Source organism: Sulfurospirillum halorespirans DSM 13726 (genome assembly GCF_001723605.1).
In the GTDB taxonomy this organism is placed as follows: Bacteria; Campylobacterota; Campylobacteria; order Campylobacterales; family Sulfurospirillaceae; genus Sulfurospirillum; species Sulfurospirillum halorespirans.
The window spans coordinates 546469-565325 of the sequence record NZ_CP017111.1 but is presented as its reverse complement, the minus strand read 5'-3'; the positions used below and the strand labels follow the sequence as shown (position 1 = coordinate 565325).

The window sequence follows — 18857 nt, the reverse complement described above, 5'->3', positions numbered from 1 at the left end:
ATCAAAAAAATCCTATAATTGCGCAATTTAAAAAGAAAGAGGTACTATTTTGCGTTTTATTTTAGCCTGTTTAATAAGCCTTTCCTTCTTGTCCGCAAGTGACTATATTGGCACGACGACACAGAACAATGACGACTTTGAGGCTGAATTTAATACTAAAAATAGCGAAAATCTTTTCGATCCACTCAGTGGCTACAACGAAGTGATGACAAGCGTCAATGACACATTTTACGAATACCTTCTAAGACCAACCGCACAAGGCTACGCGTACGTCGTGCCTGAAATGGCGCGTCACGGTGTTTCAAACTTTTTTGAGAATATTTTTTATCCTATTCGTCTCGTGAACAACCTTTTGCAACTCAAATTTTACAACAGTTTGGAAGAGACAGAACGGTTTGTACTCAACTCCACCATGGGAATTTTAGGCTTTCGTGATGTGGCGGGCGAAGAGCTTGGCATCAAAGCGCACGATGAAGACTTGGGTCAGACACTGGGGCATTACGGTGTTGGCAATGGCTTCCACGTTGTCCTTCCGCTCTTTGGACCATCCAATGTTCGCGATATTGCAGGACTTGCTGGCGATATGTGGCTTAACCCAATCACCTACATGAAAGGACGCCACGATGCGAATCTGCTCGATAATTCTAATCAAGCAATGGCGGCTACTGCCTTTTACACCATCAATAAAACTTCTTTACATGTAAAAGAGTATGACAACTTTAAAAAAGATGCGATTGAGCTCTATCCTTTCTTGCGCGATGTCTATGAATCACGCAGAACCAAACTGATCAGTGAGTAACGTATGAACTTTTTTGCACGTATCTTTTTAGCATTACTCTTTACATGTAACATCTCTTTTGCGATTCCAGAAGCGGATATTCCTTCGTTTATGCAAAGCAATATCGACCTTGCAACCACGATTTTACGCGATAAAAAAATGCCAAAGCCTCAAAAAACCGAAAAACTTTTCGCCATTTTTGACTCTATTTTTGATTATACGTTAATGTCGCAACTTTCCCTGGGTGGAAAACAGTGGGCATCGCTTTCATCTTCCAAGCAGACGGAATTTACCAAACTTTTTGAGATGAAACTCAAAACATCGTACATGGAAAAGCTTGATCTTTACACCGATGAGAAGATTGTCATTAAGAATTTGGAAAAGATCAAAGATACGCGGATTCATTTAACGACGCATCTGATGAAAAACAGCGAAGTGTATGAGATTATTTACAAATTTTATAAAGATAAAAATAACAGCTGGATGATTTACGATGTCGATATTTTAGGGGTGAGCATTATTCAAACGTATCGTACGCAGTTTGCTGATATTTTAACCAAAGATTCGTTTGAGTCCCTGCTTGAAAAACTCAAACAGCCTGATGAGCCAGCACAAAAGTAGCAGTGAGATCACCATCACTGCTACGCACTTTTTTACGCGTTAATTTTCTCTTTAATGATTCGTGCTTTTTGAGCAATACTCGCAATCTTTTCACTTCCACTGAGACTTTCATTTAAAAGCACTTCCACAAAAGCACTGCCTACGATAACGCCATCCACACCGCGTACACGCTCTTTTGCGGTCTTTTCATTGACACCAAATCCTACAAACAAAGGGGTGTTGCTCTGTTCTTTAATGGTTTGGATCGTTTTGCTCAAGTCTTCACTCGCGTGCGCTCCTGTGATGCCAGCATACGCGACCAAATAGATAAACCCTTTAGCATCTTTCACAACAGTGGCGATGCGCTCTTTACTGTGCGTTGGCGCTACAAAACTAATCAATGAGATGTTATACTGATTCATCAACGGAATGTAAGGAGTGGCTTCTTCATGCGGAAGATCGGGAATAATAAACCCTTTAACGCCAAACTCGGTTGCTTTTTGGGCAAATGTCTCCATGCCTTTATGGTAAAAAGGATTAAAATAGCCCATCCAGTAGGTCTCAATTGTAGGCGCAACGATGGAAGAGATTTCAAAAAGCGTCTCCATTTTAAACCCATTTTGCAGTGCATGTAAATTTGCCACCTCAATAATAGGACCATCCGCAACAGGATCGGAGAAAGGAATGCCTAACTCTAACTTATCGACACCTGCTTCTTTTAAGGCAGAAACTAAATCTAATGAAAAAATTTTATCGGGAAAACCCGCCGTAATGTAGGCAACTAATTGCTTCACGCTCTCTCCAACGTATGAGGTACTTTAATAATCAAGGGATTTAAAACGGTAAAAAAATCAGCATCATCTTCGACATCTTTGCGGTACTTTTCAAACTGATCACTGACTAATAATAACCAGTCAATAAACTCTTCGCTTGCAGGGCCTTTAAGGACGCGCGCTTCTTCGACGATATCTTCACACAAGACTGCCAGTTTAATAATAGGATCCAGTTTTAAAAATCCTGCGGCTGATTTCATATTGTGAAAAATGCGAAAAATGTCTCCGATATTGTCAGCATAACGCTCTTTTTTACTGAGTCCAATAATCAGAGGTTCCATATTTTCAAACATAATGGCATAGTGAGAGATAAAATCTCCGACAATTTCGATGTCAAATTCAACTTCCAATTGTGCCAAAACACCCATGTCGTTACCCTCCGAAGTAGCTCATTGTATCATGTTTAATCTAAAAATTTCTTGTCATAAAATAGGGTATAATTCCTCCATGAAAACAATTACATCCATTAAACAGCACAAAGGGCAAACACCCCTTACCGTCATTACAGCCTACGATGCACTCTTTGCCTCACTGTTCGATCAAAAGGTCGACATTATTCTTGTGGGTGATAGCCTTAATATGAGTTTCAACGCCAAACCCGACACACTTTCAGCTTCTATGGAAGTGATGTTGTACCACACTAAAGCGGTGTGTGCAGGAGCCAAAGAGACCTTTATCGTTTGTGATATGCCTTTTGGTACGTATACTGATGAAAAGATGGCATTGCATAATGCCTCTCTTGTCTACAGCCAAACCAATGCGCATGCAGTGAAAATTGAAGGTGGTGTGAGTCGGGCTCACATTATCAGAGCACTGACCCAAAACTCTATTGCCGTTATGGGACACATCGGACTTATGCCTCAGTATGTACGCAGTGAAGGTGGCTATAAAGTACGTGGTCGCACAGAAGAAGATATACTCGCATTGATCGAAGATGCTAAGGCAGTCGAAGAAGCAGGTGCATTTAGTGTAGTCATCGAAGGTGTTGTTGAAGAAGCCGCACGTCGTATTTCTGAAGCGATTTCTATTCCAACCATTGGTATTGGAGCAGGAAAATACACTGACGGTCAAGTATTGGTGTGGAGTGACATGCTAGGCTTTTTTCAAGCGTTTCAACCTAAATTTGTCAAACGCTATTTAGAAGGTGCCACACTGGTACAAGATGCAGTTGATGCCTATGTCAAAGAGGTGCAAGAACGAAGTTTTCCTGAAGCTTCTTACACCTACACAAAGTGAGATAAATGGAACGCATCGTCGAAATCGAAAAAATCTCTTTTGAGAACGAGTATGAAAAAAGCTTACGCCCCTCTTCGTTTGAGGATTACATCGGGCAAGAGAAGATCAAAAAAAATTTACAAGTCTTCATCCAAGCTGCACAAAAACGTTCCGAGTGTTTAGACCACATTCTCTTTTTTGGCCCTCCTGGTCTTGGTAAGACGACTTTAGCGCATATCATCTCCAACGAAATGCGCGCCAATATGAAAATAACCGCCGCTCCTATGATCGAAAAAAGTGGCGATTTAGCCGCTATTTTGACCAACCTCCAAGAAGGAGATATTCTCTTCATTGATGAGATTCACAGGCTTTCTCCTGCCATTGAAGAGATTCTCTACCCTGCGATGGAAGATTTTCGTCTTGACATCATCATCGGCTCTGGGCCTGCGGCACAGACGATTAAGATCGACCTGCCCCATTTTACGCTTATTGGTGCGACTACGCGTGCGGGTATGATTAGCTCGCCACTTCGCGATCGTTTTGGTATGCACTTTCGCCTACAGTTTTACACCAAAGATGAACTCTCCATCATCATCACCAAAGCGTCGCACAAGTTGGAGAAAATCTGCCAACAAAATGCTGCAAGCGAAATGGCACGGCGCTCTCGTGGAACGCCTAGAATTGCGCTTCGTCTTTTAAAGCGTATTCGTGATTATGCCGATGTGGTGGATGAAGAGAGCATCAGCATTGAACGCGCACAATATGGCTTGAATGAACTAGGTGTCAACGACCTTGGTTTTGATGAGTTGGACATTAAGTACCTCGAACTTCTACTGCAAAGCAAAGGTCGCCCTTTGGGTCTAAGTACTATGGCAGCAGCACTGAGTGAAGATGAAGGAACCATCGAAGATGTCATAGAGCCTTATCTGCTTGCGAACAGTTACATCGAACGTACAGCGCGTGGAAGAGTTGCAACACCTAAAACTTATGAGCTTTTTCGTCTCACACCACCGATATTGCAAAATGGATTATTTGAGGATCATGCATGAATGAACATCGCTTCTTTTTAACGGCTATTTTTCTAGCCGTTCTCTTTTCAATTATTAAACTGTATGAACCTTTTTTGATGATTATCGCCATCGCATCCCTGCTTGCAATGGCTACGTACAATCTCAACTTCAAACTCTATGGAGTCACTAAAAATAGGCATCTTGCGGCTGTTTTATCCACGATGCTTCTTTCCTTGCTTCTCTTTGGTCCAATCGTCTATACCATCACTTCGGTGGGGAGCATTGTGAATAATTTTGATTTTTCAATGATTGAGCGCGTTCAAGCGTATCTGCATACACTTGATTATAAACTGCCAGCTCCGATAGCTTTTATGCAAGCACCCTTAGATGATTTTATCAACTCACTGAACATCGCTCAGCTCTCAAGTACCGCCCTTTCGTATTTTGGATCTATCGGCAAAAACAGTGCTGGCTTTTTAAAAGATATGCTTCTTATTGTTGTCTTTTTCTTCTTTGCACTACTTAATGGTAAGGATTTAGTGGATTATTTTAAAAGCGTGATGCCCATTGACGCCAAAGAGGTAAACATTGTCTTCTCCGAAGTCACCAATGTGATGAGTGTGGTTTTCTACTCCATTTTGCTCAGCGCCATTTTACAAGGTGCTCTTTTCTCTTTTATCGGAATGTATTTTGGGTATGACGGACTATTGCTGGGCATTTTCTACGGTTTTGCGTCGCTCATTCCCGTCATTGGAGGAGCCATCATGTGGATTCCACTCTGCGCGATTGAAGTGGCACATGGCAATACCACCACAGCGATTATCATCGCGACCTACTCAATTGTCGTGATCTCCATCATCGCAGATACCTTCATCAAACCACTCATCATCAAATACATCAATGACAAGATGGTCAAAACACCCACCGCCGTTAACGAACTTCTCATTTTCTTCGCAATTTTTGCGGGACTCACCACGTTTGGTTTCTGGGGAATGATCTTAGGACCTGCTATTACTACGCTCTTTTTATCGCTTTTGAAACTCTACAAATTGCTCAAAGAAAAACATTACATGTAAAGAGAAATGGGACTAAAAGTTAAACGTTTAGCCCTCGTATAAAACCCTTTACATGTAAAGATGAAAATCTAAATATCTTCCCCAAACACTAACTTCCAAAAAGCCTTATATGCGATGATTTCTTGCGTTTTTGGTGATAGATTTTTCAGCACGTCTCTTGAAACTTCAACTTTTTCGAGCAACTCGTCATGACGGTCGCCGCCTATATCGAACGCAGTTAAAAAGCGGTACGGGTACTCTTCTATCAGTTTTGCCCACTCGGGTTTAAGGACATTTCGTTTGCTCCAAATGGTCGCGTGGTATTCGCCGCTTGGCTTGTATATCGAGTTTGCATCGCCAAAGGCGAGGTCAAAGTAAAGGTTGGGATGGCGCTCCATCAAGCCTCGGATAAACTCAGGAGTATAGTGTTGTGCACGGTTACTGTAGCGAATTTGTGCCAGATGACACCAGATGACTTTCGCATTTGGGTAAATTTGAAGCATCTTTTCTAAGGGTTCAAATAAAGCATCTTCGGCTTCATAGTGAATTTGAAATGATTTCCCTGATCTTTGGGCGTAAGCAAACAAAAGATGTCCCGCTTCGGAGTCGATGGGAATGTTTACATCGCGGTAAAGTTCATTGCGTTTGACATGTCTTGGTGAAGGATAATGGCGAAATTCAAACTCGCCTAAAAGTGGATAATTGTCTTTAGTCGCTTTAGCGATGGTCTCTTTCACAAATCGCACAGGCTCTTTTGTCCAAGAGGGATAAATCCCAGCAGTCGTTGTTGGAACATAGCGATACGGGTCAGCATTTAGCAAAGACCTTGGTGCATCGTGCCAGACTTTTGCCTCTTTTTCGTACGCATCATCCCCTATCTGAGGTGAAAAAGCGATGAGTGCGACACTTGAGGCATCCATCATTTTGGCATACTCTACGAGGTCAAATTTACCTGGATTAAAGGAGGATTCTATATCGATGAGAGGGATGATGCCATTTGAGCGCATCAGTTCTATCCGTTTTGCCCACACGAGTTTAAGCTTCTCTATCTCAAAAGGGGTGTCAATTTTTTCGACCGATGAGAGGCTTTTAGCGCTTGGAAGGGGGCTAATCTCTTGTGCCATTAAAGCGGAAACGACCCAAAGAATGAGGACTAATGTTTTCATCACACACCTCCTGCACAAGCTTTTAAAAGGCTGAGAAAACAATAGCATAATGTTCTTAAAGAGAATCGTGTAAAAGAGCTAGGTTTTTATTCTACCTCTTTTACCAATGCTTCTATCTGCTCTAAAATCTTGTAGTGGCGCGCTTTTCGCTCTTCCAAGAACGCTACTTTTTCCTCTTTTATGGCGGTAAATTGGCTGATCAGGCGGTCGTAATCTTTACTCAGAAACGTGTTGCGTGTGTTCATCATATTTTCAAGCTCGTAGAGGTGAAATGACGTTCGAAGGCGCTCTTTGATCTCATCGAGTTTGGGAGTATAGAGTGAAAATTTTGTGGGGTTTTCCTCGTACAGTTTGACGGACTTTTCGATCTTGTTTTCCAAAAATGCGACACACACTTCGGTGGCGTTTTGGTAGTTAAAACTCACCGCACTGGAAAGATGGTTAAACTCAGAGCTGATCTTTGCGTACGAAGCTGCAATCTCATCATTGAAAGGCTTCAAAATGCTCTCGTACGCCTTGGAGGCGAAACGGCGCATGTTGGCAAACTCGATGTCAGAGTGAAGCTCTTCACTCTTGCGAATCACTTCGTAGGGCGCTTGCCATTTCAAAATGCCCTGCTCCAAAGAGCGGTAGACCAAACGGTTTTTGTCGTTGACTTCGTTTTGAATGGCGCCTAGATTTTTCACATACTGTTTGAACATTTTGCCAATAAGATTCTCTTCGTAAAAGAGGCTTTTATAGATGAGATCTGAGTTGATTTTAGGCGCTTGGTACTCAAAAGGAACAAACGTTGTCTGTTTGCTAAAAAGTCCTGCTTTTTGGGCTTCGTAGCGTGTCAGCTTCTCACTGCTCATTTGGTTATAAATCGCGTCTGCAATCGTTTCGATGATCTGTTCAATGCGCATAAACGCACTCTTAAGATCGTGTGAAAATTTACTTTTAAGATCGCTAAAAAGCCCTTTGGCTTCGGTTTCAAAACGGACGATCTCTTCTAAAAGTTCATCGTAAATGCAGAGGAAAAGCCGATGCTGTGCGATGAGTTTAGAGACGATCTCTTTGACCTCTTTTTTGATCGCGAACTCTTTGGATTGGGTCGATTTGGGTTGAATCTCATTGCGAATGAAATCCAAAACTTTGTCGATGTTTGACTCTTCCAAGAGCTTAAGATTGGCACCCAAGTCACTTTGTAAGATCGAATCAAGCGTGGTTTGATACGCCTTAAAATCATGCTCAATGCCGCTAAAATCAAGCTTCTCACCACCGTTTTGAAGCTTTACATGTAAAGAGTGCATGAACGATTCTAATGTCTCTTCCATCATCACTTTTTTGTCGTGACTGCGGGACTCCAACGCTTGGCGTGCCGAGATCGGGATGACATCGCTAAAGAACTCTTTAAACGCTGTTTTAACGTAATTCGTCGTCTCTTCGATTTGTTGGGGTGTAAATTTATCTTTTTGGTTGAGCACACAGAGTGACTTGTTTTGGTACTTTCCAAGGTACTCTTCCAAAACTTGAAGCTCACTCATTTTTCCTGCATTGTCGATGAGTGTCAGCCAAATAATGCCATCGACTTCTTTGAGCACTTTCTCAGTTGTTTGCGTATCACTCGCCGCTTGGGAATTAAGTCCTGGTGTATCGACAAACACAACGTCTTTGAGAATATTGAGTGGTGCATAAAGAACCAAGTACGCGATGTCTTCAACGTGCTCTCTCTGGTCAGTAAAGTGCGCAATCGTGTTGATGTCATGGTACTCATCACGCCCATCTTTATAGCGCACACGGATTTTAAACTCTTCGCCGTAACGAATGTAATTGACTTTGGACGTCACGGGCGTGATGCCTGTGGGTAAAATACTTTTGGCTAAAAGCGCGTTCAAAAATGTTGATTTACCACTGGAGAACTGCCCCGTGATGGCGACTTTCATTGGCTCTTCGGAGCGCATTTGAAGGCGATCCAGTGCCTTTTTGAGCTGGATGGAAGGCAGTTGCTCTTCGCCAAGGAGCACATACTGTACTTTTTTGAGTGCGCCTAAAAGGGTTGCATCAAACTGGGGAGCTACTTTTAAAAAGTGCTCTTTGTAAGAGGTCACAAAACTTTCAATAAGACTCATTTTGACTCCTTAGTCGCGCTCAAATCATTTAATACAATGCCCATGACTCGCACTTTTTCTTCTATCTCTACACTGCGCGCTTCACGGTTATGTGTTGCATCTCTCATCTGGCGCATTGCTTTTTCTAACAACGCTTCTTCAGCGCTAAAACGCTCCTCTATCAAACGGGCTGGTGCTTCGCAGAGGCTTACGAACGAGCTTAAGAGCACATGATTGATTTTGTGCAGTTTTTCTTCTAGCATCTCTTTTACATGTAAAAATTCGGTTCCTAAAATCGCATCGAGTGCGGTTGAAAGCATATTAAGATCATTTTTGCCGTATTTTTTAATCGCATCATTGGCTCCTGAGATCACAATCGTGCTGTTTTTAAAGATCAAGAGTGAGCCCAAATGCTCCTCACAAAATGCTCTCGCATCAAAATGATGTGCCGATGTATCGCTTTTAAATTCGCCGTATTGTGCGTCCATGTACTCTAAGGAACTTTGCATCTTTTTTTGAAACTCGTAGCGATAATCCCGTACCAAATCGACCAAACCATCTTTCATCGCCGTCTCAATCATCGAGCCAATACGCTCCTCTTTGGGCGCTTTTTTGTTTTTACTAAACTCATAGCTGACATCATCGCTGATGCGACGTTTCACCACATAGCTCAATTTATCGAGCTGATTGTTTGCAAATTTTTGAAGGGTGCCAAAGTAGTGCTCCATCTCCTCTTTGCTTTGCGCCACGCTGGTTTTGATCTGCTCTAAAAAGTGTGCCATCACCGTTTTTTCTTCTTGGTGTTTGGCATACGCTTGCTCGATCTCTTCATGCGAAATAGTTAAGTAGTGACGTTCTTGCTCAAACGATGCCATCGATTCAATGATGATCGACTCGATCTCTTTGCGATTGGAAGAGATGATCAGATTGGCTTTTTGGCTGTTACTTCCAAATAGAACATCCTCAAGGTACGTCTCAACCAGAGGTAACCCTGTGCGCTCCATGTCATAACCAAGCGCAAGTGCTTCTTTCTCTTGACCCAATTTGTGCATCAGAGCAAGTTTTCCTGCAATCGGAATAAAGACGATTTTAGCGATCACTTCATCCAGTTTCGCACCCTTGTTTTGCTCTTTCAAACGTGCTTCGATGCTGCGTTTGGTGTACGCGATAACCTCTTGAAGCTCTTTTTCGGCAATCGCGTCAATGCGCGTAATGACGATGAGTAACTGCGCCACATTGCGGTATAAGAGTGCGTCGATGATAAAATCAATATCTTTTTGCGTTGCCGCTTGCGCCGCGTTCATAAGATGAATCATCAGATCGCATTCACTGAGGTATTCGAGCGTAATCTCTTCGCGCTGAATGACAGGATCATCGAGTCCTGGAGTATCAACGATTTGGACGCCATCTTGGACAAATTTAAGATCGGTATAGAGTTCGACACTTTTGACAAGGTTGCATTTTTTATCGGAGTGTTTGGCGGAAGTATACAGCGCTAAACTTTCCACTGGGATGGACGCACTCTCCCCTTTTGGTGTGATGATGGTGTTAAATGTTTCACCAAAATGCGCCCTGCTTTCTTTGACAAACGCCTCTAAACTTTTAAGACTTTTAGCGCCCTCTTCGATCTTGCTCCACTCTTTGGCATTCCAAAAGTTCACAACGGCGTAAGGCTCTTTGGCGTACTTGATCAGGGTTAAATTGGCGGTTTCGGGAACAACGGAAGTGCCAAGAACCTCTTTCCCCAGAAGCGCGTTGAGCATCGTGGATTTTCCAGCGTTCATAACGCCCGTAATTCCGATGGAAAAGCGTTGATTTTCAAGGCGCTCAGGGATGAGATGTAAACGCTCTTGGAGTCTTGGAAGCTCAACCGCGCCTTTAAGGTTTTCAATGGCGACAAAAAGCCTATAAAGCGCTGTTTTGTAGTAGTTTTCTTGGGGTGTTGCACGCTTTACATGTAAAGCAGTGACTTCGATCTTTTTCTCTTCAATAAGGGAGAGTATACTGCCCAAAGAACGCAAGGCATCGTAGGAGATAATCCCCTCTTTTTTTAAAAGCTCTAAGCGTTTCAAAATGGCATGATTGATCTGGACATTGCCTAGATATATCAAGTATCCGAGCAGTTGGCTTTGGGCGTATTGAATCGTTTCTTTGCTAAATATTGTGTGTTGAAACAGGGTTTTTAAAACAGTTTTAGGTTCTTCTAGGCGTGCCATATTGGCAAAATTATGAGGGTTGATGATAAGCAAGATAGCAGCGCTATCGCAAAAATTATCGAAAGTGGTTGAGCGAATCTGATCAAGCTCTCGTTTATGTTTTTCGTCGAAAACAGCCTGCTGGTTTAACCTCTCACTCCAAATAAGTAAGAAAAAATCATTGATTACATGCATGAGATACTATCTTTAAAGTTTTTTTGATTATATCAGTATTTCTTATAATAGAAACAAAAATGTAAGACTAAATGTCAAGATTAAGGCAAGGGATAAGACAAGTGTCTTATCCCTCTAAAAGAAGGCAAACTTATTTGAGAGCGACGAGTTTTCTTCTCATATAAGCGATTTTTGATTGGAGTGGTAAATGTTTTGGGCAGTTGTCTTCGCACGCAACGAGACTCATACATCCAAAAACACCATCATCATCACCGACAAGCTCATAGAAGTCTTCATCGGTTCTCTCGTCGTGTGGATCCATTGCAAAACGCGCAACACGGTTCAAACCAACGGCACCAATAAAGTTTGGTCTCATCAATTTTGTACCGCACGCTGCAACACAAATACCACATTCGATACAACGATCAAGCTCAAAGGTCTCATCCGCAAGTTTTGGCTCCATTGGCGCTTCAAGTTTAGAGATGTCTGGTTTATGGTTGGTGTGAATCCAACTCTCAACACGTCTACTCATATCGTTCATCCAGTTACCTGTATCAACGGAAAGATCTTTGAGTAACTTAAATGCAGGCATAGGCATAAGTTGAATCACGCCACCTGGGAAATTTTTTGTCAAGGTACGACATGCAAGCGCAGGTTTACCATTGACCATCATGCCACAACTTCCGCAGATACCAGCACGGCATACAAAGTCAAACGAAAGATCGGCATCCATTGTCTCACGAATTTTTGTCAATGCAATAAACAGAGTCATACCATCAGTTTCTTCTAGTTTGTACTCTGCAAAGTGCGCTTTAGAAAGTTTTGATTGTGGGTTATATTTCATAGCCCTTATGGTAATAGTTCTACTCATTTTGCATCTCCAAATCTCTCATTTTTAGCTTTATAGTATGGTTGAAGCGTAAATGGCATAAGCGCATCTTGAATCACATGTCTGTCTTTGCCTGCTGCTTCCATCTCTTCACGAAGTTTATCCACTTCTTCTTGGCGTTTAAGGCTGAGTTCATTTTCAATAATCATACCTTTTGCACCATATCCGCGGAACGCTGGTGGAATTTCCATTTTCATAATGTCTAAATCTTCATAGCTAACCGTTGGAAGTGTAGCACCCTCAGACCATGATGTAAGGGTTCGTTTCAACCAGTTTGCATCATCACGTTTCAAGAAGTCTTCTCGGTAATGAGCACCTCGACTCTCTGTTCGCTCACGTGCACCCATAGCAACACAAAGTGCGAGTTTAAGCATCATAGGCACTCGGTACGCCTCTTCAAGCTCTGGGTTAGCAGAAGCTGTTTTAGATTTAACGTTAACATCATGAGATTTTTTGAGCAATTCTTCAAGTTCATTAACCGCTTCAGCAAGACCTTTGCCATCGCGGAAAATCGCAACTTTTTCCCACATAATATCTCTCATTCTGTTTTTGATTTCAAAGATGTTGTGTTTACCTTTGTTGGTTAACAAATGGTCGATGAAATCTTTTTGTTTTTTCAATGCTTTTTCAATCGTTGCTGTGTTGACATTGACTTCATTTGACAAACAGAAATCTGCAAAATAATCACCCACAATCATACCTGCAACAACGGTTTCACTTACAGAGTTACCACCAAGGCGGTTAAATCCGTGCATATCCCAACAAGCAGCTTCACCCGCAGAGAAAAGACCTGAAAGTGTTGGAGACTCACCGGTTGGTTTTGTTCTAATACCACCCATTGAGTAGTGTTGCATTGGAAGAACTGGAGCCCAACCTTTTGGACCTTCATCCGCAGGATCGATACCGTTAAAGATTTGACAAATTTCTTGTACATCTCTTAGGTTTCGCTCAATGTGTGCACGACCAAGGATAGAGATATCTAACCATAAATGCTCACCATACGGAGATTTAACACCTTTACCTTTACGGATGTGTTCCATCATACGACGACTTACAACGTCACGACTTGCAAGTTCTTTTTTCTCTGGCTCGTAGTCTGGCATAAATCTATGACCATCAACGTCTCTTAGAAGACCACCATCACCACGACAGCCTTCAGTTAAAAGAATACCTGATGGAACGATTGGGGTTGGGTGGAATTGTACTGCTTCCATGTTACCAAGTGTCGCAACACCAGTTTCTAGAGCAATCGCAGCACCAATACCATCACAAATAACCGCATTGGTTGTTTGTTTGTAAAGTCTTCCGTAACCCCCCGTTGCGATCAAAGTACCTTTAGCAACGTAAGCCCAAAGCTCGCCTGTCACTAAATCTCTTACAATCGCACCGTAACAACGGTTGTTTTCATGAATCAAAGCAATCGCTTCTTTTCTATCTTCAATGTTTACGTTATGTTTTAAGGCTTCATTGGCAACACCAAAAAGCATGGTATGACCTGTTGCATCTGCTGTATAACAGGTTCTCCATTTTTTAGTACCACCAAAGTCACGTGAGTGAATATAACCGTGAACTTCTTCGTCTTCAACGATTGTTGTTTTCTCAGCATTGATGATCGCTTCTCTGCTACCTTGAGCAATTCTCGTCCAAGGCACGCCCCAACCCGCTAATTCACGGATCGCTTTAGGTGCAACGGTTACGAACATACGCGCAACTTCTTGATCACATCCCCAGTCGCTACCTTTGACGGTATCGGCAAAGTGAACATCTTCGTTATCGCCACGGCTCATTTTTGAGTTACCAAGACTTGCTTGCATACCACCTTGTGCCGCAGCAGAGTGAGATCTCTTAACTGGACAAAGACTTAAAACTGTTGTACTAAGACCACGAGATTGCGTAGCAACCGCCGCTCTAAGACCTGCTAAACCACCACCGATTACCAGTGCATCACAATATTTTACGTTCATTTTTACGCCCTAACCTTCACATCATATCTTGCTTCTACTTGTGCCGTTGGTTTATACGCTTCACCTGCATTATCTCTGTGCTCGTATCCAATTTTGACATACGCAGCCAGTGTTAAAAGACCCAAGGCTAAGAAAAAGACTGTTATAGCCCATTTCGCTTTTTTGAGGTTTTTACGAGATTCTTTAGCGTGTTCGCCTTCAAACCAACCCCATTTAACACAGAGACGGTAAAGACCAATACCACCGTGGAACTCTACTGCTAGAAGAAGAAGAAGATAAAATGGCCACATGAAATCACTGTACATTCTATCGGCTGAACCGTATGGTCCGATTTCATCTGCTTTAACCGCCATTGTAAAGAGGTGTGCAGAACCAAGGAAAAACATTGCAAAACCGGTGAACGCTTGTGTAAACCACATTGTCGTATCATCGTGTTTCATCATGCCCATGTGCGTTTTGTAGGCTTGATACTGTCTAAAATTAATAGGCAATTTTCTCATACCGAGCATTGCGTGTACAATGAAGACAGCAAATACAAACAATACAATTACAGAAACGACCCAAGGCTGTGGCTCACTGAAGAACATACTGCCTTCAAACATTTTGGTTACGGTGTACATAAAGTCTTTGCTGATCAAAATAGTTGATACAAAGAACATATGTCCCCACATAAACAAACCTAAGAAGAGTCCTGTCGCACTTTGAATATAATCAAGTTTGGCTGGAACTCTACTCTTTTTTCCCTCAACGCTCGTACCTAGAAAACCTTCAAGTAGGTCACTCACATCTTATCCTTTTTGTGAAGTTTTTTAAACACTCATCAATGTGCACGATAACACACTCATAAATACTTAATCTCATTTAAAAACCCGATTTTCAAGGCGTTTTTAGTTCGTTTTGAAGCATTACGATTATGCTAATGTGTACATACTGATCGAAATTATAATACACGAAAGGGGATTTAAAAGGGATTTTTTACCCTCGCTTCCCCCGTTTGATGATAAGCATATATAATACGACAGAGGCAATTGCCATCAGAATTGAGAGCGCTTGTCCTTTGCTCATCCAATCGCCATAGACAAAGCCAATCTGGAAGTCGGGTTCTCTCCAAAATTCCGCCACAAAGCGACCAATGGAGTAGAAAAGCCCGTACAGAGCGATGAGCTCGCCATCGTATTTTTTGAAGTTTCGATACACATACAGCAGAAGAAAAACAGCTAAACCTTCAAGGAAGGCTTCATAAAGTTGCGAAGGGTGACGCAGCACGCCATCGACATAAATGCCCCATGGCACGTCGGTGGGACGACCAAAGAGTTCTTGATTCAAAAAGTTTCCGATACGACCAAAGATGTAACCTACAGGAACACTGAGTGCCACCACATCCAAAAGTCTCCAGACATTGATCTTGTGTTTGAGGTAAAAAAACCAAGTACCCAGAAAAAAGCCGACAATTGCGCCATGGTAACTCATGCCACGAATGCCTACAAACGTTCCATCTATAAACGGGTTAAACATCTGCCACGGCTTGGAGAGATAATAATCGACATGCGGATCGTAAAACAGAATATAGCCAATGCGCGCACCCAAAACAATGCCGATTTCAATCCAAATGAAATAACTCTCTAAAATTTGATTGGTAAAGCCTAGATTATCACGTTTAACAAACCACTTCGCGGCGTAAAGTGCTCCAAGAAGCGCACACATATACATAAGCCCATACCAATGCACGGCAACGGGTCCTAATTTAAAAGCAACAGGGTCAAATTGGCTGTAAATGTTATTCCAAAAAAGCATCAAAATCCTTACATGTAAAACTATGGTAAGTATGCTAACACATTTGGGATTAGAGGAGAATGAAGAGGAGGTAAGGAGCGTTTGACACTCCTTACATGTAAACTATTTGACTTCGATTTTTTTCACTTCGATTTTTTCAATTTTGAGTTTGGGAAGGACGATTTCCAGCACACCGTTTTCACTGCTCGCCTCAATGTTTTCCACATCCACATTTTCAGGCAGTGCGAAGCTTCGTTGGAACTTGCCGTAACTGCTCTCAACTTTGTAGTAGTCTTTTTCTTGGCGCTCTTCTCTAAAACTTCGCTCGCCTGAGATAATGATCTGATTTTCTTTCAGATCAATGTGAATATCCTCTTTTTTGATCCCTGGAAGATCGACTTCAATGTGGTACGCAAATTCGCCTTCACGGGTACTCACCGTTGGACTAAACGCTGAGATACTACTCTCATTTGCCTCCGTAGGATAGTAGTTAAACAACCGACTCTCCAACTCTTTAAGCTCTTTGTATGGATTAAATCGTGTGACTAACATGGTAAACTCCTTGTTTTTTTGAGAGAAGTTTAGTACATGTAAAAGCAAATGTCTGCCACCTAAGTAGCACAAAAACCATTTTTAATCACGGCTTTTAGGCAAAGCCCAAAAGCCTACGCTAAGCCGCTGTGGCGCTAAAGCTTGCCTCTTGCGAGGCAGAATGTGGGTTTGTATGACGTTTATTCCTCAGGAAGGTGTTCGAGTAGGTTTTGGGAGTCTTTGATGAAAATCTCTTTGCGTTTCACATCAATCAACCCTTGCTTTTTAAGCGTTTGCAGATTGCGGTTAAGCACTTTGCGCACCGTGCCTACAAGACTAGCGAGCTCTTCATGGGAGAGGTTGTTAATAAGTTTTAGGGTCTGTTGATCGCCCTGTTTTTCAATGTTTTTAGCGATCAATTTCACCAAGCGTGTTGTCGTGTCATAGAGTGAAAGATCGCTCGCCAAGGTTTCCACATCGCGCAGTTGTTTGGCAACATAAGGCAAAAAAAGTTTATTAAACGAAGGTTTTGTCTCGATCCACTCGCGAAACAGCTCGATGGGAAAAACAAGGAGTTTCACATCATCGAGTGCCATCGCCATATTTTCATGCACTTTGGCATCTAAAAGGGTAATGATGTCATACATATCGCCTTTGGATAAAAGATAGAGTATCTGCTCTTTGCCCGTTTCAAAGTTGATCTGCGAGATCTTCACACGCCCTTCCAAAATGACAAAAAAGTGCTCCATGCACTCTTCGGGTCGCATCAAGATTTCGCCTTTTTTGACATGCACCACACGCCCAAAATGCTCTATGTCGTCTTTGAGTTCTTGCTGTATGACTTCCAGTGCGTACATGCTTAGCCCTTTACATCGCCATCAACATACATCCACGCCTTGCCAAAACGTTTAAACCGTGAATGTTCACTATGCAAACCTTCTTTACCTTCTTGGACAAACGAAGCTCGAAAAAAGACCTTACCTACTTTGTCGCCCTCTCCACCTTGCCACGTCTCTAAAACGTCGAGTTTTGTCCACGCCAAACCTTTACATGTAAACGCGATTTCCTCTTTGAGATTCTTAGCTCGGTGGCTTGGATGCGTGGTTTCATAAAGATAATCCACCCGTCCAAATACAAACGCGCTGTAACGTGAACGCATCAAGGCAACGGCCGTTGGAGCGTTCTGTTTTTTATGGTACGGCTCGCAACATGTTTCGTAGGTTTTACCACTGCCACACGGACAGAGATTTGTTTCGTTCATTCTTCCTCTTTTCGTCGCTTTAAGGGAATAATTATACAAATTTTTCGTTAAATTCCCTCTTTACAATGCGCCCTTTCAACTGCTTCTTTTCCTTATTAGGCTACACTTACCGCTCATTTATCACAAGGCTTTTTAGTATGTTTGCTTCGCTTTTACGCTCATGGAAACCATGGCTTCCTGTTGTTTGTCTCACGATTTCAGCGTTTATTTTTAACACCACCGAATTTGCTCCTATTAGTCTCCTCACCGACATTGCTGCGGATTTTCATATGAGCGAAGCCAACGCTGGACTGATGATGACCGTTTACGCGTGGATTGTAGCCACAACCTCTTTGCCGTTGATGCTGCTCACCAAAGATATGGAACGCCGAAAATTACTGTTGCTGTTATTTTCGTTTTTCATTGCCAGTCATATCCTATCCGTTCTGGCGTGGAATTTTTGGATTTTGATGCTCTCACGCATTGGCATCGCTTTTTCACATGCGATCTTTTGGTCGATTACCGCTTCACTGGCCTATCGTTTAGCCCCACAAGGTAAAAAGACAAAAGCCATGGGCATCTTAGCGACAGGTACATCGCTCGCCATCGTTTTGGGCTTACCGCTAGGTCGCCTCATCGGTCAAAGTTTGGGCTGGCGCACAACCTTTGCGTGCATCGCATTCATCGCATTTATGATGATGTATTTTCTCATGAAACTCTTACCACAACTTCCTAGTGTCAATGCAGGCTCGCTGAAAAGCTTACCTCTTTTAGTCAAACGTCCTGCACTCATGGGTGTATATCTCTTAACCGCTTTAGCCATTACCGCGCATTTTACTGCCTACTCCTACATCGAGCCTTTTGTACAACAAATCGCCTTTTTAAGTGCTGATTTTGCGACCATCACGCTTTTTATCTTTGGTATCGCTGGTATGATGGGAAGCATGCTGTTTGCGCGCTATAAACGCAAATACCCTTTTACGATCATCGTAGGCGCCCTCACAGCGCTTATTTTAGCCTTGCTTTTGATGCTCCCACTGGCACCTTATAAGGTTCCACTCAGCCTTTTATGCCTTTTTTGGGGCATTGCGATTTGCCTTATCAGCCTCATTCTTCAAGTCACAGTGCTAGAGCTTACCCCTGATGCCACCGATGTGGCGATGTCTCTTTATTCTGGCATTTATAACATTGGCATTGGTGGAGGTGCTTTTGTGGGAAGTCTTGTGATATCACGAAGTTCGATGGCAAATGTCGGATTATTTGGGGCACTTTTTGGAATGACCGCGCTTGTTTTGGCGATTTGGATTTGGAAAACCTACCTTTTAAAACGATTTTAAATCTTTA

General features: G+C 42.4%; 18 protein-coding genes. 6 read left to right on the top strand and 12 right to left on the bottom strand.

Annotated elements, in window-relative coordinates:
• The first annotated feature begins 49 nt into the window (after positions 1 to 49).
• A complete protein-coding gene (locus SHALO_RS02810; RefSeq protein ID WP_069477283.1) occupies positions 50 to 799 on the top strand; it encodes an MlaA family lipoprotein in 750 nt (249 codons plus the stop codon).
• A 3-nt stretch (positions 800 to 802) separates the two neighbouring features.
• The gene (locus tag SHALO_RS02805) at positions 803 to 1399 is read left to right on the top strand and encodes a Tgt2/MlaC family protein (protein ID WP_069477282.1); all 597 of its coding nucleotides are present in this window, start codon (positions 803 to 805) and stop codon (positions 1397 to 1399) included.
• Between the two features lie 32 nt (positions 1400 to 1431).
• On the opposite strand, the gene trpA is transcribed toward SHALO_RS02805, so the two are convergent.
• Both trpA and SHALO_RS02795 read right to left on the bottom strand, forming a co-directional pair.
• Positions 1432 to 2172: a tryptophan synthase subunit alpha gene (gene trpA / locus SHALO_RS02800; RefSeq protein ID WP_025343744.1), complete on the bottom strand. Its 741-nt coding sequence runs from the start codon at positions 2170 to 2172 to the stop codon at positions 1432 to 1434.
• Positions 2169 to 2579, bottom strand: a complete 411-nt coding sequence (locus SHALO_RS02795) for an Hpt domain-containing protein (RefSeq protein WP_025343743.1) — start codon at positions 2577 to 2579, stop codon at positions 2169 to 2171. Before SHALO_RS02795 ends, trpA begins: the two co-directional genes overlap by 4 nt.
• Positions 2580 to 2658: 79 nt before the next feature.
• On the opposite strand from SHALO_RS02795, the gene panB reads away from it, so the two are divergent.
• The 3 genes from panB to SHALO_RS02780 are packed head-to-tail and all read left to right on the top strand — an operon-like array spanning position 2659 to position 5512.
• On the top strand, positions 2659 to 3447 hold the full coding sequence (gene panB / locus SHALO_RS02790) for a 3-methyl-2-oxobutanoate hydroxymethyltransferase (protein WP_069477281.1): 789 nt from the start codon (positions 2659 to 2661) through the stop codon (positions 3445 to 3447).
• Between the two features lie 5 nt (positions 3448 to 3452).
• Positions 3453 to 4475 (top strand): Holliday junction branch migration DNA helicase RuvB, encoded by a 1023-nt coding sequence (gene ruvB, locus SHALO_RS02785; protein ID WP_069477280.1) that lies wholly within the window; start codon positions 3453 to 3455, stop codon positions 4473 to 4475.
• Positions 4472 to 5512: an AI-2E family transporter gene (locus SHALO_RS02780; protein ID WP_069477279.1), complete on the top strand. Its 1041-nt coding sequence runs from the start codon at positions 4472 to 4474 to the stop codon at positions 5510 to 5512. The genes ruvB and SHALO_RS02780 overlap by 4 nt, the downstream gene beginning before the upstream one ends.
• Positions 5513 to 5580: 68 nt before the next feature.
• On the opposite strand, the gene SHALO_RS02775 is transcribed toward SHALO_RS02780, so the two are convergent.
• The 10 genes from SHALO_RS02775 to SHALO_RS02730 all read right to left on the bottom strand — a co-directional run bounded on the left by SHALO_RS02775 (position 5581) and on the right by SHALO_RS02730 (position 17534).
• A complete protein-coding gene (locus tag SHALO_RS02775) occupies positions 5581 to 6657 on the bottom strand; it encodes an amidohydrolase family protein (RefSeq protein ID WP_069477278.1) in 1077 nt (358 codons plus the stop codon).
• Between the two features lie 86 nt (positions 6658 to 6743).
• Entirely contained in the window at positions 6744 to 8768 is a 2025-nt protein-coding gene (locus SHALO_RS02770) for a dynamin family protein (RefSeq protein ID WP_069477277.1), read from the bottom strand.
• Positions 8765 to 11137, bottom strand: a complete 2373-nt coding sequence (locus SHALO_RS02765; RefSeq protein WP_069477276.1) for a dynamin family protein — start codon at positions 11135 to 11137, stop codon at positions 8765 to 8767. The genes SHALO_RS02770 and SHALO_RS02765 overlap by 4 nt, the downstream gene beginning before the upstream one ends.
• A gap of 130 nt (positions 11138 to 11267) precedes the next feature.
• Positions 11268 to 11987, bottom strand: coding sequence for a fumarate reductase iron-sulfur subunit (locus tag SHALO_RS02760; RefSeq protein WP_025343737.1), 720 nt, complete (start codon positions 11985 to 11987; stop codon positions 11268 to 11270).
• On the bottom strand, positions 11984 to 13969 hold the full coding sequence (locus tag SHALO_RS02755) for a fumarate reductase flavoprotein subunit (RefSeq protein WP_069477275.1): 1986 nt from the start codon (positions 13967 to 13969) through the stop codon (positions 11984 to 11986). Before SHALO_RS02755 ends, SHALO_RS02760 begins: the two co-directional genes overlap by 4 nt.
• 2 nt (positions 13970 to 13971) lie before the next feature.
• Positions 13972 to 14754 carry a fumarate reductase cytochrome b subunit gene (locus SHALO_RS02750; RefSeq protein ID WP_069477274.1) on the bottom strand — a complete coding sequence of 261 codons (783 nt, stop codon included), beginning with the start codon at positions 14752 to 14754 and terminating at the stop codon, positions 13972 to 13974.
• 190 nt (positions 14755 to 14944) lie between these two features.
• The gene (gene lgt / locus SHALO_RS02745) at positions 14945 to 15763 is read right to left on the bottom strand and encodes a prolipoprotein diacylglyceryl transferase (RefSeq protein ID WP_069477273.1); all 819 of its coding nucleotides are present in this window, start codon (positions 15761 to 15763) and stop codon (positions 14945 to 14947) included.
• A gap of 102 nt (positions 15764 to 15865) precedes the next feature.
• The gene (locus tag SHALO_RS02740) at positions 15866 to 16294 is read right to left on the bottom strand and encodes an Hsp20/alpha crystallin family protein (protein WP_069477272.1); all 429 of its coding nucleotides are present in this window, start codon (positions 16292 to 16294) and stop codon (positions 15866 to 15868) included.
• 179 nt (positions 16295 to 16473) lie between these two features.
• Entirely contained in the window at positions 16474 to 17130 is a 657-nt protein-coding gene (locus tag SHALO_RS02735; RefSeq protein WP_069477271.1) for a Crp/Fnr family transcriptional regulator, read from the bottom strand.
• A 2-nt stretch (positions 17131 to 17132) separates the two neighbouring features.
• Complete coding sequence (locus SHALO_RS02730; protein WP_069477270.1) at positions 17133 to 17534, bottom strand: YchJ family protein; 402 nt, start codon at positions 17532 to 17534, stop codon at positions 17133 to 17135.
• Positions 17535 to 17671: 137 nt separating this feature from the next.
• On the opposite strand from SHALO_RS02730, the gene SHALO_RS02725 reads away from it, so the two are divergent.
• Positions 17672 to 18850 carry a sugar transporter gene (locus SHALO_RS02725; protein WP_069477269.1) on the top strand — a complete coding sequence of 393 codons (1179 nt, stop codon included), beginning with the start codon at positions 17672 to 17674 and terminating at the stop codon, positions 18848 to 18850.
• The last annotated feature ends 7 nt before the right edge of the window (positions 18851 to 18857 follow it).

Bases quoted from the DNA above. Each gene is read 5' to 3' on its own strand.
- SHALO_RS02805 (WP_069477282.1), top strand. From the start codon at position 803: ATGAACTTTTTTGCACGTATCTTTTTAGCATTACTCTTTACATGTAAC.
- SHALO_RS02795 (WP_025343743.1), bottom strand. From the start codon at position 2,579: ATGGGTGTTTTGGCACAATTGGAAGTTGAATTTGACATCGAAATTGTC.
- panB (WP_069477281.1), top strand. From the start codon at position 2,659: ATGAAAACAATTACATCCATTAAACAGCACAAAGGGCAAACACCCCTT.
- ruvB (WP_069477280.1), top strand. From the start codon at position 3,453: ATGGAACGCATCGTCGAAATCGAAAAAATCTCTTTTGAGAACGAGTAT.
- SHALO_RS02780 (WP_069477279.1), top strand. From the start codon at position 4,472: ATGAATGAACATCGCTTCTTTTTAACGGCTATTTTTCTAGCCGTTCTC.
- SHALO_RS02775 (WP_069477278.1), bottom strand. From the start codon at position 6,657: ATGAAAACATTAGTCCTCATTCTTTGGGTCGTTTCCGCTTTAATGGCA.
- SHALO_RS02770 (WP_069477277.1), bottom strand. From the start codon at position 8,768: ATGAGTCTTATTGAAAGTTTTGTGACCTCTTACAAAGAGCACTTTTTA.
- SHALO_RS02765 (WP_069477276.1), bottom strand. From the start codon at position 11,137: ATGCATGTAATCAATGATTTTTTCTTACTTATTTGGAGTGAGAGGTTA.
- SHALO_RS02760 (WP_025343737.1), bottom strand. From the start codon at position 11,987: ATGAGTAGAACTATTACCATAAGGGCTATGAAATATAACCCACAATCA.
- SHALO_RS02755 (WP_069477275.1), bottom strand. From the start codon at position 13,969: ATGAACGTAAAATATTGTGATGCACTGGTAATCGGTGGTGGTTTAGCA.
- lgt (WP_069477273.1), bottom strand. From the start codon at position 15,763: ATGCTTTTTTGGAATAACATTTACAGCCAATTTGACCCTGTTGCTTTT.
- SHALO_RS02740 (WP_069477272.1), bottom strand. From the start codon at position 16,294: ATGTTAGTCACACGATTTAATCCATACAAAGAGCTTAAAGAGTTGGAG.
- SHALO_RS02735 (WP_069477271.1), bottom strand. From the start codon at position 17,130: ATGTACGCACTGGAAGTCATACAGCAAGAACTCAAAGACGACATAGAG.
- SHALO_RS02730 (WP_069477270.1), bottom strand. From the start codon at position 17,534: ATGAACGAAACAAATCTCTGTCCGTGTGGCAGTGGTAAAACCTACGAA.
- SHALO_RS02725 (WP_069477269.1), top strand. From the start codon at position 17,672: ATGTTTGCTTCGCTTTTACGCTCATGGAAACCATGGCTTCCTGTTGTT.